The organism is Blautia massiliensis (ex Liu et al. 2021) (genome assembly GCF_052064225.1).
Classification (GTDB): Bacteria; Bacillota; Clostridia; order Lachnospirales; family Lachnospiraceae; genus Blautia_A; species Blautia_A fusiformis.
Window position 1 is genome coordinate 1 of record NZ_JBQHWA010000034.1, and the last position, 15,707, is coordinate 15,707.

Sequence of the window (15,707 nt, forward strand, 5' to 3'; positions counted from 1 at the left end):
GTAGATAGATATTTATATCATCAAAAGCATACTCGTTGAAGTAGGAATGAAACATAGAAGTTTATAACTTTTTATAAGTTTTCAGTAACGGCTTTATAGATTTTTAATAAAATTGTCAGGAAAATCTTAGGAAATCACTACAGATTGCTCACATTTGTCCGGTAAGATAAAAGTATATTCTGAGCAAACGCGAAAGAGGGTTTTTCATGACAAACGAACAGTATTACGATTGTATCCAGCCATACCAGAACGCATGTCAGATCATGCGCGCCAAGCTTGAGGTGCTCAACGGAAGCCTGTATCAGAAGTCTTCCGTATCTCCGATCCACAATATCCAGGAACGGATCAAATCCAAGAAGAGCATCGAAAAGAAGCTGGAGAAGCTGGGACATTCGGACAGTGTGCAGAACGCCAAGGATCATCTCCGGGATATCGCCGGGATCCGTGTGATCTGCTACTTTATTGATGATATATACAATCTTGTAAATGCGCTGAAGCGGCAGAGTGAGCTGATCTTTATCAGGGAAAAGGATTACATACAGAATCCCAAGCCTAACGGATACCGCAGCTTTCACGTGATCATCGCAGTTCCGGTGTATTATCTGGATACCATGGAGTATTTTCCGGTGGAGATCCAGCTGAGGACGATGACCATGGATCTCTGGGCAAGCATGGAGCACCGTGTCTGTTACAAGAAGCTTCCGGAACACAGGGATGAGCTTGCGGAGGCCTTCTGTCAGTATGCAGATATCCTTGGAAAGATCGAGGAACAGTTTGAAGCCTACAATGAAACAGGAATGCTGGAGGAGATCACACCTGCCCAGATTACTGAGAATCCGACGGAGGGATAGGAATGGAGATCGAAGAGGAATTTATATCCGGTTTCTGCCGTACCATGAACGGGGGCGAAACCGTCTGCTGTGAGTATACACGGCAGGAGGACAGCAGCAGGAAGCTGACCTTTATGGACTGCGCGCATGAAAGATGTGTAAACACAGGCGCCTGTGAGATCTTCAAACAGGCCCATGAGCTGGAGCAGAAATAAAAGATCAAAGAAAAGAAAACTGCGAAAAAGCAATAATGATAAAACAGTAATTATAATAAAACAGCAATAATAATAAAACAGCAATTTTAAAAAATCACAGAATACAGGAGGAGTGAGTATGAAGCACACAGTAGATGCAATGGGGAAACAGTGTCCGATTCCGGTTGTAATGACCAAGAAGATCCTTGACAAGGCAGAGCAGGGAGACGAGATCTTGATCCTGGTAGATAATGAAACAGCAGTAAACAATTTGAGCAGACTCGCCGGAAGTACCGGATGCAGCTTCGTATCCAGAAAAACAGAAGGTGGTTACGAGATCAATATGACAGTAAAATCTGATCCTGCTGCAAGAAGCCAGGCAGAGCCTGAGATCGTCTGCACACCGGCTGTTCCGCAGGGAGATTATACCGTTGCCATCACTTCCGATAAAATGGGCGACGGAGATCCGGAGCTTGGCGGGATCCTGATCAGGGGATTTGTGTATGCGCTGACACAGCTGGAAACACCGCCGTCAGTTATGCTGTTTTATAATGGCGGAGCCAGACTTACCGCACAGGATTCACCATGTATCGAAGACCTTAAGACCTTACAGGAGCAGGGAACCGAGATCCTGACCTGCGGAACCTGCGTGAACTTCTACGGACTGAAGGAACCGGCAGTGGGAACCGTAACAAATATGTATACCATAGCTGAAAAGCTCACAAAAGCAGGAAAAGTGATCCGCCCGTAAACAGAAAAATATATAGAAACAACAAAAGCATATAGAAACAATAGAAACTTACAGAAGCAGACAGAAACAAATAGAAATATACAGAAATGCCGCAGAGCCATTTTGAAGCCTGCGGCATTTTTGATATCTGGTTGATATTCGCTTGATATCCGGTTATGAGCAAGCAGCGAAGCGGATCGCAAATATCCGCCTGACTTAGCTCCGAACTTACAATTCCACATCAAGCTGCTGCTCCTCAATATGATGGCGCTTTGCATAGCCGGTAAGCATCAGCGTCAGTGCGCCGTCGCCGGTCACGTTGCATGCAGTTCCGAAGCTGTCCTGCAGTGCAAAGATGGTAAGCATCAGTGCAGTGCCGGAGCTGTCGAATTTCAGTATTCCGGTGATGATGCCAAGGGATGCCATGACGGTTCCTCCGGGAACACCGGGAGCTCCGATGGCAAAGATGCCCAGAAGAAGGCAGAACAGAACCATGGTACCCGGCGTTGGAACGGAACCGTACAGGATCTTCGAAATCGCCATACAGAAGAAAACCTCTGTCAGAACGGAACCACAGAGATGGATGTTTGCAAACAGAGGGATCCCGAAGCTGACCAGATCCTTGCGGAGTGGTTTTGCCTTGGAGGCACACTGCAGTGCAACGGCCAGTGTGGCTGCAGAGGACATGGTCCCTACGGCAGTCAGATAGGCAGGACCATAATGGCGGACAACCTCCAGAGGATTTTCTCCGGAATAGATGCCTGCAAGGATGTAAAGAAGAGCCATCCAGATAAAATGCCCGGCAAGCACCAGCACGATGATCTTCAGAAAAACAGGCAGCTGTCTGGTGATGGTTCCCTCGTAGGCAAGGCCGCAGAAGGTAGTGCCGATAAATAACGGAAGAATGGGGATGATGATCCGAGCCACCAGAGAAAGAACGATTTTCTGAAATTCATCCAGGAGCCCAGTGATCAGCTTCGCCTTTGTCCAGGTGGCGGCAAGTCCCAGCATCATTGCAAAAACAAGAGCACTCATAACGGACATGATCTGCGGGATCTCCAGCTCAAAGATCACCTCCGGCAGCCGCTTCAGTCCTGCAGCATAGGAATGGATGGACAGATGCGGAATGATCAGAAAGCCGGAGGCTGTGGAAAAAAGCGCTGCGCCAACAGAGGAGCCGTAAGCGAGGACAACTGCAACTCCCAGCATCAGCGAAGCATTTTTGCCAAGCCGGGTAATGGACGGAGCGATAAATCCCAGCACGATCAGCGGCACGCAGAAGGTAATGAGCTGGCCCAGAATGTACTTGATAGTAACTGTGATATTAAGAACTGCCATGGAGAGCCCGTTGGTGCTGTACCGGTTCAGGATAAGACCTGCTACGATCCCCAGGATTACAGCGACCAGCAGCTTAAATGGCAGACTGTTGAAAAAAGATGTTTTTTTCATTGGAAAACCTCCTCGGATAGTATAAAATAAAGCCAGAGTTTATTATAAAGGTATTTGATAAAAATCTCAAGGAGGGTCAAATGATTTATCTGGATAACGCGGCTACAAGCTTTCATAAGCCGGACTGTGTGCCGCGTGCTGTGGTGGAAGCCATGCAGCATGCAGGAAACAGCGGAAGGGGCAGCAGCGGCGAAGCAATGGCAGCCTCAAGGCTTATTTTTAATACAAGATGCCAGATCGCAGAGATGTTTGACGTATGGGGACCGGAATGTGTGGCCTTTACATCCAATGACACGGAAGCGCTCAATATCGCCCTGCAGGGAACACTTCATCCGGAGGAAGAAACTATCCATGCGATCTGTACGGAGATGGATCACAACAGTGTGCTCCGTCCGCTGTACCGCCTGGAAAAAAAGGGCATGAAGCTTACGATCCTGCCGGCAGACCGCAAGGGACGGATCTCCCTTATGGAGCTTGAAGCAGCCATCCGTCCGGAGACGAAGGTGATCGTCTGTACCCACGCTTCCAATCTGACAGGAAATCTCAATGATATCCATGCCATTGGTGAGATCGCACAGAAGCACCAGAAGCTTTTTATTGTGGATGCTGCCCAGACAGCAGGAGTATTTCCGATTTCCATGAAAAAAGATCATATAGATATTCTTTGCTTTTCCGGACATAAGGGCCTTATGGGCCCACAGGGCACAGGAGCCATCTGTGTCCGTCCGGGGGTAGCTGTGGAGCCTCTGAAGGTAGGCGGAAGCGGCGTCCTCACCTTTCAGAGAGAGCATCCGCAGGATATGCCGGAGACACTGGAGGCAGGCACCCTGAACAGCCACGGGATCGCAGGTCTTGGCGCAGCCATCAGCTGGATTACCGAAATTGGAACAGAACAGATCCGAAAAAGAGAGCAGCAGCTGATGTGGCGTTTTTATGACCAGGTAAAGGAAATTCCGGGAGTCACCCTGTACGGGGATTTTTCCAGGGAAGAACGCTCCCCTGTGGTGACTCTGAATATTGCAGAGATGGATTCGGCAGAGGTGGCCATGGTCCTTGATGAAGAGTACGGGATCAGTGTAAGAGCCGGCGGCCACTGTGCACCGCTGATGCACAAAGCACTGGAAACCGAAAAAACAGGAGCCGTCCGCTTCAGCTTTTCTTATTTTAATACGGAAGAAGAGGTGGACACTGCTGCCGGGGCGGTAAAGGAGCTTGCCGCGGAATAAACAGCGTAAGACGGACAGAAAGGACACAGAGAATGTATCAGACAATATATGATGTGGTAGAAAAAAGAGGGCGTGTAAAAACAGGGATCCTTCTGAACGGAGAGGATGCCGGGCTGAAATATCTTTTGGAAGAAAGCAGCTTTTTTTATCCGAAGAGAGCAGAAAGAAATAAAGAAGCAGAAGAATTCCTGAAGGCTTCCGTGGAAGCAGCTGTGGAAACCGGCGTTGTGAAAAACGGAGACCGGGAGATATTTGTGGAAACCTACGAGAAGAATCCCAGGCTGATCATACTGGGTGGCGGCCATGTTTCTCTTCCGGTAGCAGAGATCGGCAGGATGCTGGGCTTTCATGTAACAGTCATGGATGACCGGGAGGAATTTGTGACGGAGGAAAGATTTCCCATGGCAGATGAGAGGATCTTTGGAGATTTTGATACCCTGTCCGACAGGATCCCTCCTTATGAAAATGCCTACTATGTAGTGGTGACACGAGGCCATCTGGGAGATTCCGCCTGTGCAAGAGCAATCCTTAAGAGACCCTTTGCATATTTCGGAATGATCGGAAGCAGGACAAAGGTGCGGATCACCAGGGAAAAGCTCCTGAAAGAGGGTTTTACGGAGGAACAGCTGGATCAGATCCATGCCCCCATCGGACTTCCCATCGGAGGACAGATGCCGGCTGAGATCGCCGTGAGCATCATGGCAGAGATCGTGCAGGAAAAGAACCGGCATTTCCGCACCTACTGTGATGAGGAGGTGGAGGCAGCAGTATGCCGCAGGACACCAGGAACCATGGTCACGATCATCGAGAAGAAGGGCTCCTCACCAAGAGGAACCGGGAGCAAGATGTTCGTATTCCGGGACGGAAGCACGGCAGGAAGCATCGGCGGCGGAAAAGTGGAGTTTGAAGCCGGAAAACACGCAGTAAATATCCGAAATACGGAAACAAAGGTTTACGAGCTGGGACAGGGGGCAGGAGATCTGGGGATGATCTGCGGCGGAACTGTCCGGGTGCTTTTTGAGCCGGTAAATATGTGAAAGAACCGGCCAGGGCTTGCATAATATTGCAGAATCGTGTATATTGGACGCAGAGAATTTTTTACCGGCGTATAAGGAGGAACCAGTAAAATGAAAAAAAAATGTATTATGGCTTTGATAATAGGCGCGGCTTTCCTTGCACAGGGCTGTGGATATGAGGAAGGAACCGATGCAGTGGTAACAGTAGTAGATTCCACACCGACGCCGGAGCCCACAGAGAAGCCGAAGGCAACTGCAACACCTACACCGGAGGCAGCAGATTCCACAGCAGACGGAGCAGCAGCGGCAGCGGATTCCACGACAGAAGGAGCAGCAGCGGCGGCGGCAGACTCCACCACAGCCGGGGCAGCAGATCCCGCAGCACAGACAGCAGCTACGGAGCAGACCCCAAGCGGCATCAACGTACAGGCTCAGGATGCCACCTACTATGCAGTGGAGGGTGTGAATTTACGTTCTGACGCCAACGCAGAGGCAGAGTTTGTGGCAGGTGTCCTTTCCGGAGAATCCCTGAAGTGTACCGGTGTCTGTGACAATGGATGGATCCGTGTGGATTATAATGGCCAGACCTGCTACGCATCCGGCGATTACGTCAGCACAACCCCGCCGGTAGGAGCAGTGGCAGCAGATACTACCGCAGAAGCAGCACAGTAGAGCACAGACTACAGGCTTTGACCAGATCAGGGAAATCCTGATCCTGCTTCAATTGCAGATATCTCCTTGCTATAATAAAAAACAGGCAGCTGTATCCGATGAAAGAACATCGATACAGGCAGCCTGTTTTTTTGTTTCGGCATATAGTCCAGTCCGTTCAGAACACAAGGATCATGCCAGCGGATCGTATCCGCAGATCATTCCGGATAAACAAGATGGTCCGGCTTGATATCGTAGAGAACCTCGTTCAGGAATTTCTTTGCCAGATATTTTGCCATGCCAAGGTTCATATCCAGATAATTTCCGCAGTCCTTGGGAGAAGCTCCCGGGATCTCACCCTCAAAATCGCGGATAAATTCAAACATCTCGATCATCAGCGGAACGATATCTCTGGATTCATAATCCCCGTTAAGAAGAAGATAATTTCCAGTACGGCAGCCCATAGGACCCCAGTAAATGACCTTCGGGCCAAACTCCTTATGGTTCCGCAGGAAGGTAGCTGCCAGATGCTCCATGGCGTGAAGCTCGGCTGTGTTCATAACAGGCTCCTCATTGGGAGAAGTCATACGGATATCGAAGGTAGTGATCACCTGATCTCCAACCGGATCCTTACGTGAAACGTATACGCCAGGCTGAAGCCTGATATGGTCAATGGTAAAACTTGTGATCTTTTCCATGTTGATTCCTCACTTTCTTATATGTACGGAGCCCATAATAAGCTCCATACATGATTTTAGCAGAGAACCGGAAGAGATACAAGGCAAAACAAAGGGAATCCTGCACCTGGTTCCGTGCAAAGTTGACTTTATGAAAAGATGATGTTAAACTGAGAAAAGCTTACAGGGGGAGAGTGAAAATCTCACCTGAAAATGCCGGAACAGGCGTTTTCGGGATCTGATAAGGAGGACTTATAAATATGAAACGTAAGGTTTTAGCCGTATTATTTGCGACAGCTCTTACCGCAGGAATGCTTTCCGGATGCGGAAGCACAGACAGTACTTCTGACAAAGCAGACCAGAAGGAAGAATCTCTGGAGAAAGAAACCTCAGAAGGACAGACAGGCGTAGATGAAGAGACAGCAGCCAATGCAGTATCCGAGGAGGAGGCTGAGGCGGCAGGCTTTTCAGACCATGAAGAAAGCGCCGATGATCAGGAGGCTTCCGGTGATGCAGAGGACACTTCACATGAAACCGAAGCTTCTGCAGACAGCTCCGCAGACAGTATAGAGGATACAGACAGCGCAGACGGAGAATTTTCCGATGGTTCCGAGGATGCACAAATGGCAGGAACAACTGTGATCGATACCAGCCAGCAGCTGACAGGAACCCATCATGCTGCCATCACCGTAAAGGATTATGGCGAGATCGATGTAGAGCTGGATGCAGACACCGCACCCATCACAGTCACAAATTTTGTAAAGCTGGTACAGGACAATTTTTATGACGGTCTGACCTTCCACCGGATCATTGACGGATTTATGATCCAGGGCGGAGATCCAAACGGAGACGGAACCGGCGGAGCTGAGGATACCATCAAGGGCGAATTTTCCAGCAATGGAGTGAAGAACGATATTTCTCATGTAAGAGGAACCATTTCCATGGCCCGCAGCACAGATCCGGACAGCGCAAGCTCTCAGTTCTTTATCGTACAGTCCGATTCCACACATCTGGACGGCGACTATGCTGCATTCGGACACGTGACCTCCGGGATGGACATTGTAGATCAGATCTGCAAGGATGCCAGTCCGACAGACGGCAACGGAACCATTGCAAAGGATCAGCAGCCGGTGATCGAGAGTATCCGTATGGTTGACTGACAGGAGGGACAAGGATGCTGAAAGGGAAAACAGTGCTTCTTGGCATCACAGGAAGTATTGCTGCATACAAGATCGCATATCTGGCAAGTGCATTACATAAGCTTCATGCAGATGTCCATGTACTGATGACAGAGAATGCAACGAACTTTATCAATCCGATCACATTTGAAACACTGACCGGGAATAAATGCCTGGTGGATACCTTTGACCGGAACTTTCAGTTCCAGGTAGAGCACGTATCCATTGCCAAGAAGGCAGATGTTGTGATGATCGCACCGGCCAGTGCAAACGTGATCGGAAAGCTGGCCAACGGCCTTGCGGACGATATGCTCACCACTACGGTAATGGCCTGCAGGTGTCAGAAGATCCTTGCACCGGCCATGAATACCGCCATGTATGAGAATCCCGTGGTGCAGGACAATATCCGGAAGCTGCAAACCTACGGATATGAGGTGATCACACCGGCCAGCGGCTATCTGGCATGCGGAGACACCGGAGCCGGAAAAATGCCGGAGCCGGAAACCCTTCTGGAATATATCCTGAAGGAAGCCGCCTTCCAGAAAGACTTTGCCGGCAAAAAGCTCCTGGTAACGGCAGGACCCACCCAGGAGGCCATCGATCCGGTCCGCTGTCTCACCAACCATTCATCCGGAAAGATGGGATATGCCATTGCAAAAATGGCCATGCTCAGAGGAGCGGAGGTTACGCTGGTAAGCGGACCTACTGCCATTGAGCCGCCCCTTTTTGTGAAGGTCGTACCTGTGACATCTGCCAGAGATATGTTCGAGGCAGTCACCGGTTTAAGTGATGAACAGGATATCATCATCAAGGCTGCCGCAGTGGCAGACTACCGTCCGAAGCAGGTCAGCGAAGACAAGGTTAAGAAAAAAGACGATCAGGCTTCCATAGAGCTTGAGAGGACAGACGACATTCTGAAATATCTGGGCCAACACAAAAAGCAGGGACAGTTCCTCTGCGGATTTTCCATGGAGACCAGAGACATGCTCCGTAATTCCAGAGCCAAGCTTGAGAAGAAAAACCTGGATATGGTGGCAGCCAACAACCTGAAGGTAGAAGGCGCCGGATTCCAGGGAGATACCAATGTCCTGACTCTTATCACACAGGATGAAGAAGTGTCACTCCCGCTTATGAGCAAGGAGGATGCAGCGTTAAAGATCCTGGATAAGATCCTTCTGCTTACCACAAAGGCAGAAGCATAGCTACAGAGCCGGTCAGAGAGCCGGTTTTAACAACGAAAAGCGGAACAAAAAGATCACCGCTTTCCATCACCGTATTGTATCCGCAGAAAACGCCGGGAAATGCTGTATTTCCGGAAATATTTACAGAGCGGAACGGTAACAAGGAGGAGAAGAAATGAAAAACAACAGATTTACAACAGCGCAGCTTACATTACTGGGCCTGATGGCAGCGATCCTTCTGCTGATGGCCTACACACCACTGGGATATCTGAACATCGGGCCACTGGCCATTTCCTTTAACGTGATCCCGGTAGCCATCAGTGCAGTCGTCCTTGGACCCGTAGGAGGAGCCGTGGCAGGTGCGATCTTCGGCCTGACCAGCTTTCTTCAGTGCATCGGAGTAGGCGGCTCCAGTGCAATGGGAGTTGTGCTTTTCGGTATCAATCCGGTATTTGCCTTTATCCAGCGCTTCATCCCACGTCTTCTGGACGGTATCTGCCTCGGATATATTTTTAAAGGCATGCGAAAGGTCAGCAATACCTATGTGGCATGTGCAGTAACCGGATTCTTTTCCGCATTCCTGAATACACTGTTCTTCATGGCAGCACTTGTAGGACTGTTCGGAAATACCGATTATGTAAAAAATCTGATGGGCGGTCATAACATCATCATCGGCTGCTGTCTCATGGTAGGGATCAACGCAGTATGCGAAATGATTTCCTCCACAGTGATCACAGGAGCAGTGGGAGCTGCACTTTCCAAGGCACATCTGATCCCATCCGCACAGATCAGCCGTGAGAAGACAAAAGCATAAAGACAGGGAAAATAAAATTATGATATTAGCAATTGATATTGGAAATACCAACATAGTTGTGGGCTGCATCGATGATCAGAAAACATATTTCATCGAGAGACTTGCTACCGTAAGAACAAAAACAGAACTGGAATATGCCGTAGACCTGAAAACCTTACTGGAAATCTACCACATCAAAAAGGCAGACATAGAAGGCTGTATCATTTCATCTGTAGTCCCGCAGATCACCAACATTGCCAGGCTGGCAGCAGAAAAGATCCTCAAAAAAGAAGTCATGGTTCTGGGACCCGGAGTAAAAACAGGTCTGAACATCATGATGGACAACCCCGGACAGCTGGGCGCGGATCTTGTGGCAGACGCTGTGGCAGGATTAAATGAATATCCGGTTCCGTTTATTGTGATCGATATGGGAACTGCCACTACAGTTTCGGTTGTCAACAGCAAAAAGCAATACATTGGCGGAATGATCCTTCCTGGCATCGGGATATCCCTGGATGCACTGACAGCCAGAGCATCCCAGCTCAGCGGGATCAGCATCGATGCCCCGAAGCATGTGATCGGGCGCAATACCATCGAATGCATGAAAAGCGGCGTGCTCTACAGCAACGCAGCAGCCATCGACGGGATCATAGACCGGGTGGAAGAAGAGCTTGGTGAGAAAACAACCGTGATCGCAACAGGCGGTCTTGCAAAAAAGATCATTTCTCACTGTAAGAAAGAAATCATTCTGGATGAGGACCTTCTGCTCAAGGGACTCCTTGTGATCTACAAAAAGAATAAATAAAAACAATAAAAAAATCAGCTGCCGGTGCAGGAAACACCTACCGGACAGCTGATTTTTTTACTGCGCAAATGCTCTGCGGAAATCCTCAGGCACAGGCGCCAGGAAGCACATAGGCTCCCTGGTGATGGGGTGTGCAAATTCCAGCTGGAAGGAATGAAGGGCCTGGCGTCCGATCCGGTCAAAAACCGGATGATACAGAAAATCCCCCGGCAGCGGACAGCCGATATATTTCATATGCACCCGGATCTGATGAGTCCGCCCCGTATCCAGATGCAGCTCCACAAGAGCATATCCATTGCTGACTGCAAGACGCTCATAATGAGTCACGGCAGCCTCCCCACGCTCAAAATTAACCTCCCTTGTGATCACAGAAGCATCCATTCTGGCAACAGGAGCGGAGATCGTCCCCTTTTCCGGCGGGATCCCGTCAGTAAGTGCAAGATAGGTACGTCGGATCTGGCGCTGCTTCATCTGGGCAGAGAGAAGAGCCCCGCTCAGAGGGTTCTTGGCCAGCACCAGCACCCCAGTGGTATCCCTGTCCAGCCGGTTGATGCAGCGGTAGACAAAAGCCTTCCCCTGCTGCTTATAATACCAGGCAACACCGTTGGCAAGGGTATTCTCGTAGTTCCCGGCAGAGGGATGCACAGGCATATCAGCAGGCTTGTTCAGCACAAGGATATCCTCATCCTCATACAGGATATCCAGAGGCAGCGGCACCGGAATAATGGAAGGCTCCGCTCCGTCCCCGGTCTCTTCCGGAACAAGTATCCGGAGAACATCCCCATCCCTCAGGACCGTTCTGCCAAAAGCCGGCTGTCCGTTCAGCAGGATCGCCTGCTCCGCCCGCTTCATAGTAGTCAATATATGTTTGGAAAAACCCTTTTTCCGAAGAAATCCAAGAACATTTTCCCCGGACTCCCCGGTTGAGATCGTATAGGTAATAATTCTCTGCATAGAAAAAAATCCTTTTCTGAAATTTAGCAGGCCAAAAGCCAGATCGCGCGGCCTGCGGGTATAGTATAGCATTTGGGAATGGAAATGTCGATTAGGCATAAAAAAAGAGCTGGTACAAGAGGAAATATCCTTGAGCAGCTCGTGGATTATGGGATTTGTGTCGCTTATTATCTTCATTAGCGAAAAAGAGCTTGAAACACTGTTAAATGCTGCTTTTTTCGGCACAGTTGACCACGATTTTGACCACTAATAATTGGAAAGAAAAAGGAAAAAGCTTGAAAAGTATTGATTTTACGCGGATTTACGCAAGAAAAAAGTGACCACTTTTTGTGACCACTAATGTCGTGGAGATGATAGGTACATAAGGACGGGGTGTCGAGGGTGAAAAATCTGCATGATTTGTTCATTGTGACGGTTGAAATATGGTTGAAAGTGGATGATATATACAGTTTCAACAACATATACGCGCCTACGCCCTTTGAGTGTATAAACCGACACTTCGCAAAAATGGGGTATGAGCATGGACGGGGTTTGACAGTATAAAACAACACTTCGATGCTTGCAAAAGCAAGACAGGTGTACTCAATAAACCGGAGAAAAGTAGAAATATGAGTAAGTGCTTCGCTTGGGTACGTTTCAGCTATCAGACATCTTCTATAACACAGTCGGCGGAGTGCTAGGCGGGTTATTGTACTGTGTAGTGATGAAGGTAAGAAAGCGTCTGTAAAAGAATATAGTTTTGATATACTAGAAAAAGAGACTTCTATGTTGTTCTCATACCTACACAATACTTGATTTAAACGATTATAATTTTGGAAAGAGGTTTGTGTCCTATGCCTAGAACTAAAGGTAGCAAGAATAAGCCCAAAACTGTGATTGCAGATTTTGCAACACAGATTGCAGAAAAGCAGTCCGCAAAGGAAGAACTCACAGCCGAGATCGCGTCCATCACCGCCAACATTGATACTTTGAAGGCGGATTTGAAGGAGAAGAAGACTGCTCTGAAGAAGGCCGAAAAAGAAGTGGCAACGCTGGAAGCGAAGAAGGCAAAGGCAGATGCGAAGGCCGCTGAGGAAGCTAAGAAGATCGAGGCAGAGGCTGTGCTGAAGAAGTTGCTGGCAAGTGGCATGAGCGCGGACGAGATCCTTGAAAAACTGAAATAAACAAGAACCCAAGAAAAAATAAATGTCGTGTGGACAAACTGAACTCCAGGAGTTCACACGGTATTTTTTGAAGGCAGCCGTATAGTTTATAACGAAAATAAAAGAAGAACATAATTTAAAGAAATGGAGCGTGAGAAAATGAACTTATCAAAAATACATCATATTGCAATCATCGTATCTGACTACGAAACCGCAAAAGATTTCTACGTGAACAAGCTGGGATTCTCTGTTATCAGAGAAAACTACCGTCCAGAGCGTAAGGACTGGAAGCTAGATCTGCGTGTTAACGAACACACAGAGCTGGAGATTTTTGCAGAAGAAAACCCGCCGAAGCGTGTGAACCGCCCGGAAGCCTGCGGTTTGCGTCATCTTGCTTTCTGTGTAGAGAGTGTGGAGCAGACGGTGAATGAGCTGGCAGAGATAGGGATTGAATGTGAGCCAATCCGTGTGGATGATTACACTGGCAAAAAGATGACTTTTTTCCATGACCCGGACGGACTGCCGTTGGAGCTGCATGAGTAAAATGAAGAAAACAAGAAAACCAGGCGGTGGTCGGAAGAAGCTGAAGCCGGAGTACGATGCCGGGAAGAACCTGAAAGAGCAGATGGAAAGTGCTGTGGCGCTTTATGATTCTGAGATGTCCCTCCAGTCCATCGCAGATGCGTTGGCTCTAAACCCCATCAAGGTACGGAAACTGCTCATCACGGCTGGTGTGTATGAATCTGAAGTGGCGGAGAAAGTAAAAAACACTTTTGAAGAATACCGAAAAACACAAGACTACAAAACCGCCATCCTCTCAACATCCTCTACTCTTCAACTCTCCAAAGCCTCCGTTACCTCGTACCTACCATATCAGAAAGGCGTGTACTTTCCCAGTACAGAGAAAGAGAAGATCAGTGTTGGGGCAGAGCGGCAGCGGAGATACAGAGTGATGAAGCGGTGGAGGGTTGATCCGACAGAAGAAAACTTCTGGGGAGTGGTTCTGTCCTATGCTGGTGTGAAATTCAAAACTTACTCCGGATTGCCATTTACTTATGAGGTGAGGAAAGGAAGAAGCGGCGAGTACACGAAAGAGCTGTGGATTGACCGCCGGGAGAGGAGTAAGAGTTTGGCATGGAGTTCTATAGTTTTGGCACTGGGAAATATAAAAGAAGAAGTAGTAGAGAGACATTCTGGCAGTGCATCCGGAGCAGCGTGGTAAGGGTCTGGCCCGGAATTTGATGGAGCACATTGTAGGATCGGAAAGAAAAGCCGGAAAAAAAGCGCTGAGGCTTGATGTGATCGAGAATAATACAGCGGCGGTAGGTCTGTATCAGAAACTGGGTTTTCGGTATATCCAGACAAAGACACTTTTTTATGAGGTGGTTGGCGAGATGACCTTCAAAATGTATGAGCTGGTTTTGTGATCTATGGGTGAGGAAAGAGCGTATAAACCAAGAAGGCCTGGTGGTGGCCGCAGGAAATCTAAGCCGGAGTATGATGCCGGGAAGATCCTTAAGGAACTGATGGATCCGGCTGTTGTGCTTTATGAAGCGGGAATGTCTTTGCAGGCCATTGCAGATGAGCTGGGGCTGAATCCGATCAAGGTTCGGAAGCTGCTTATCACGGCCGGTGTGTATGCATCGGATGTGGCGGAGAAGGTGCAGGAGACCTTTGATGACTTCAGAAAAACACAGGATCATAAAGCTGCTGTCCTTTCAACTGCAAATGCTCTTGGCCTGTCCAGGTCCTCTGTTACTTCATATCTTCCGTACAAAAAGGGTGTGTATTTTCCGGGTACAGCACCTGCAGATAAGATCAGTGTTGGAGCTGAACGGCAGCGGAGGTACAGAGCGATGAAGCGTTGGAGGAATGCTCTAACACTGGAAAAAAAGTAAAAAAGATAAAAGAAAAAAGAGCCCGACGCATCAGGCTCTTTCAAGGTGTTGTCCGAAGACGACCACCGCAATTCATAGCCATAATATACCATCCGGGAAGAAATTATGCAAGAGTTTTAACAAAGCTTAGCAAAAATTCTCCTACCTCTTTACGGATGCCACTGAAAAGTAGTCGGGGATTTTCCGCATTTATAAAAATAAGTTGCTGAATAGGTAAAACCTATATTATAATATGGTCATGAAATAACTCACTGGGAGGTGATGGTATGTTATTATTGAAAGAAGAAATTTATACTATAGATGATATATATGCTTTACCAGAGGGTGAAAGAGCAGAATTGATTGATGGCCATATGTATATGATGGCTCCACCGAGTCGCAGACATCAAAAAATTTCAATGGAGCTTTCCAGTGTTATTCGTGAATATATTCGTTTTCACAGAGGAAAGTGTGAGGTATATGCAGCTCCTTTTGCTGTCTATCTTGATGAGAAAAGTAATACCTATGTTGAGCCGGATATCTCAGTGATTTGTGATCCACATAAACTTGATGACAGAGGATGTAATGGTGCACCTGACTGGATTATAGAGATTGTATCACCATCCAGTAAAAAAATGGATTATCTGTTAAAACTTCTGAAATATCGTTCCTGTGGTGTAAAAGAATACTGGATTGTTGATCCTGAGAAAGATCGTGTTATTGTATACAATTTTACAGGTGACGAAAGTATTAATGAGTATACTTTGGAGGATTCTGTTAAAGCAGGGATCTATGAAGAACTTGTGATTGATTTCGGAAGTATGGAATTGTAGGGGCCAATGAGCTGCCATTACTTAAAGAAGATTATATAAAACAAAGACTGCCGCAGGTTTCGCGCCTGCGGCATTTTGCAGTTTGTACAAAAAACACAGAAAATATATTGGAAAAAGAGCGGGAAAAGGGTATAATGTCAGAGAAAGTGTGATTGATAAAATACAGACGAT

At 47.9% G+C, this 15,707-nt stretch carries 19 protein-coding genes; 16 read left to right on the top strand and 3 right to left on the bottom strand.

Annotation, left to right across the window (positions count from 1 at the left end; translation table 11 throughout):
• Window positions 1-206 precede the first annotated feature (206 nt).
• The 3 genes from ACTNDQ_RS12640 (at window position 207) to yedF (ending at window position 1,775) form a co-directional block, all read left to right on the top strand.
• Complete coding sequence (locus ACTNDQ_RS12640) at window positions 207-851, top strand: GTP pyrophosphokinase (RefSeq protein WP_015524770.1); 645 nt, start codon at window positions 207-209, stop codon at window positions 849-851.
• A 2-nt stretch (window positions 852-853) separates the two neighbouring features.
• On the top strand, window positions 854-1,045 hold the full coding sequence (locus tag ACTNDQ_RS12645) for a hypothetical protein (RefSeq protein WP_015524771.1): 192 nt from the start codon (window positions 854-856) through the stop codon (window positions 1,043-1,045).
• Window positions 1,046-1,163: 118 nt separating this feature from the next.
• Window positions 1,164-1,775: a sulfurtransferase-like selenium metabolism protein YedF gene (gene yedF / locus ACTNDQ_RS12650; protein WP_288788086.1), complete on the top strand. Its 612-nt coding sequence runs from the start codon at window positions 1,164-1,166 to the stop codon at window positions 1,773-1,775.
• A gap of 207 nt (window positions 1,776-1,982) precedes the next feature.
• Here yedF and ACTNDQ_RS12655 read toward each other — a convergent pair whose 3' ends face one another.
• The gene (locus ACTNDQ_RS12655; RefSeq protein WP_441064753.1) at window positions 1,983-3,203 is read right to left on the bottom strand and encodes a dicarboxylate/amino acid:cation symporter; all 1,221 of its coding nucleotides are present in this window, start codon (window positions 3,201-3,203) and stop codon (window positions 1,983-1,985) included.
• Between the two features lie 80 nt (window positions 3,204-3,283).
• Here ACTNDQ_RS12655 and ACTNDQ_RS12660 point away from each other — a divergent pair, with 80 nt between their 5' ends.
• From ACTNDQ_RS12660 to ACTNDQ_RS12670, 3 genes are all read left to right on the top strand, one after another.
• Window positions 3,284-4,429, top strand: coding sequence for an aminotransferase class V-fold PLP-dependent enzyme (locus tag ACTNDQ_RS12660; protein ID WP_441064754.1), 1,146 nt, complete (start codon window positions 3,284-3,286; stop codon window positions 4,427-4,429).
• A gap of 32 nt (window positions 4,430-4,461) precedes the next feature.
• Window positions 4,462-5,466 carry an XdhC family protein gene (locus tag ACTNDQ_RS12665; protein WP_288788080.1) on the top strand — a complete coding sequence of 335 codons (1,005 nt, stop codon included), beginning with the start codon at window positions 4,462-4,464 and terminating at the stop codon, window positions 5,464-5,466.
• Window positions 5,467-5,556: 90 nt separating this feature from the next.
• Entirely contained in the window at window positions 5,557-6,117 is a 561-nt protein-coding gene (locus ACTNDQ_RS12670; protein WP_279201501.1) for an SH3 domain-containing protein, read from the top strand.
• Between the two features lie 197 nt (window positions 6,118-6,314).
• Here ACTNDQ_RS12670 and ACTNDQ_RS12675 read toward each other — a convergent pair whose 3' ends face one another.
• Window positions 6,315-6,794, bottom strand: a complete 480-nt coding sequence (locus tag ACTNDQ_RS12675) for an S-ribosylhomocysteine lyase (protein ID WP_441064755.1) — start codon at window positions 6,792-6,794, stop codon at window positions 6,315-6,317.
• 545 nt (window positions 6,795-7,339) lie between these two features.
• Between ACTNDQ_RS12675 and ACTNDQ_RS12680 the strand changes: the two genes are divergently transcribed.
• The 4 genes from ACTNDQ_RS12680 (at window position 7,340) to ACTNDQ_RS12695 (ending at window position 10,730) form a co-directional block, all read left to right on the top strand.
• Window positions 7,340-7,933 carry a peptidylprolyl isomerase gene (locus ACTNDQ_RS12680; RefSeq protein WP_441064772.1) on the top strand — a complete coding sequence of 198 codons (594 nt, stop codon included), beginning with the start codon at window positions 7,340-7,342 and terminating at the stop codon, window positions 7,931-7,933.
• 14 nt (window positions 7,934-7,947) lie between these two features.
• Window positions 7,948-9,153, top strand: a complete 1,206-nt coding sequence (gene coaBC, locus ACTNDQ_RS12685) for a bifunctional phosphopantothenoylcysteine decarboxylase/phosphopantothenate--cysteine ligase CoaBC (protein WP_441064756.1) — start codon at window positions 7,948-7,950, stop codon at window positions 9,151-9,153.
• Window positions 9,154-9,307: 154 nt separating this feature from the next.
• The gene (locus tag ACTNDQ_RS12690) at window positions 9,308-9,946 is read left to right on the top strand and encodes an ECF transporter S component (protein WP_059085617.1); all 639 of its coding nucleotides are present in this window, start codon (window positions 9,308-9,310) and stop codon (window positions 9,944-9,946) included.
• A 19-nt stretch (window positions 9,947-9,965) separates the two neighbouring features.
• Window positions 9,966-10,730 carry a type III pantothenate kinase gene (locus ACTNDQ_RS12695; RefSeq protein ID WP_092069061.1) on the top strand — a complete coding sequence of 255 codons (765 nt, stop codon included), beginning with the start codon at window positions 9,966-9,968 and terminating at the stop codon, window positions 10,728-10,730.
• Window positions 10,731-10,787: 57 nt separating this feature from the next.
• Here the strand turns inward: ACTNDQ_RS12695 and ACTNDQ_RS12700 are convergent, their stop codons facing one another.
• Window positions 10,788-11,684, bottom strand: a complete 897-nt coding sequence (locus ACTNDQ_RS12700; protein ID WP_441064757.1) for an RluA family pseudouridine synthase — start codon at window positions 11,682-11,684, stop codon at window positions 10,788-10,790.
• Between the two features lie 833 nt (window positions 11,685-12,517).
• On the opposite strand from ACTNDQ_RS12700, the gene ACTNDQ_RS12705 reads away from it, so the two are divergent.
• The 6 genes from ACTNDQ_RS12705 (at window position 12,518) to ACTNDQ_RS12730 (ending at window position 15,536) form a co-directional block, all read left to right on the top strand.
• Window positions 12,518-12,847, top strand: coding sequence for a hypothetical protein (locus ACTNDQ_RS12705; RefSeq protein WP_441064758.1), 330 nt, complete (start codon window positions 12,518-12,520; stop codon window positions 12,845-12,847).
• Between the two features lie 138 nt (window positions 12,848-12,985).
• The gene (gene gloA2, locus ACTNDQ_RS12710; protein ID WP_441064759.1) at window positions 12,986-13,369 is read left to right on the top strand and encodes an SMU1112c/YaeR family gloxylase I-like metalloprotein; all 384 of its coding nucleotides are present in this window, start codon (window positions 12,986-12,988) and stop codon (window positions 13,367-13,369) included.
• A gap of 1 nt (window position 13,370) precedes the next feature.
• The gene (locus ACTNDQ_RS12715; RefSeq protein WP_441064760.1) at window positions 13,371-14,048 is read left to right on the top strand and encodes a hypothetical protein; all 678 of its coding nucleotides are present in this window, start codon (window positions 13,371-13,373) and stop codon (window positions 14,046-14,048) included.
• On the top strand, window positions 14,026-14,253 hold the full coding sequence (locus ACTNDQ_RS12720) for a GNAT family N-acetyltransferase (protein WP_441064761.1): 228 nt from the start codon (window positions 14,026-14,028) through the stop codon (window positions 14,251-14,253). Before ACTNDQ_RS12715 ends, ACTNDQ_RS12720 begins: the two co-directional genes overlap by 23 nt.
• 3 nt (window positions 14,254-14,256) lie before the next feature.
• A complete protein-coding gene (locus ACTNDQ_RS12725; RefSeq protein WP_441064762.1) occupies window positions 14,257-14,724 on the top strand; it encodes a hypothetical protein in 468 nt (155 codons plus the stop codon).
• Window positions 14,725-14,990: 266 nt separating this feature from the next.
• Complete coding sequence (locus tag ACTNDQ_RS12730) at window positions 14,991-15,536, top strand: Uma2 family endonuclease (RefSeq protein WP_173761296.1); 546 nt, start codon at window positions 14,991-14,993, stop codon at window positions 15,534-15,536.
• Window positions 15,537-15,707 lie beyond the last annotated feature (171 nt).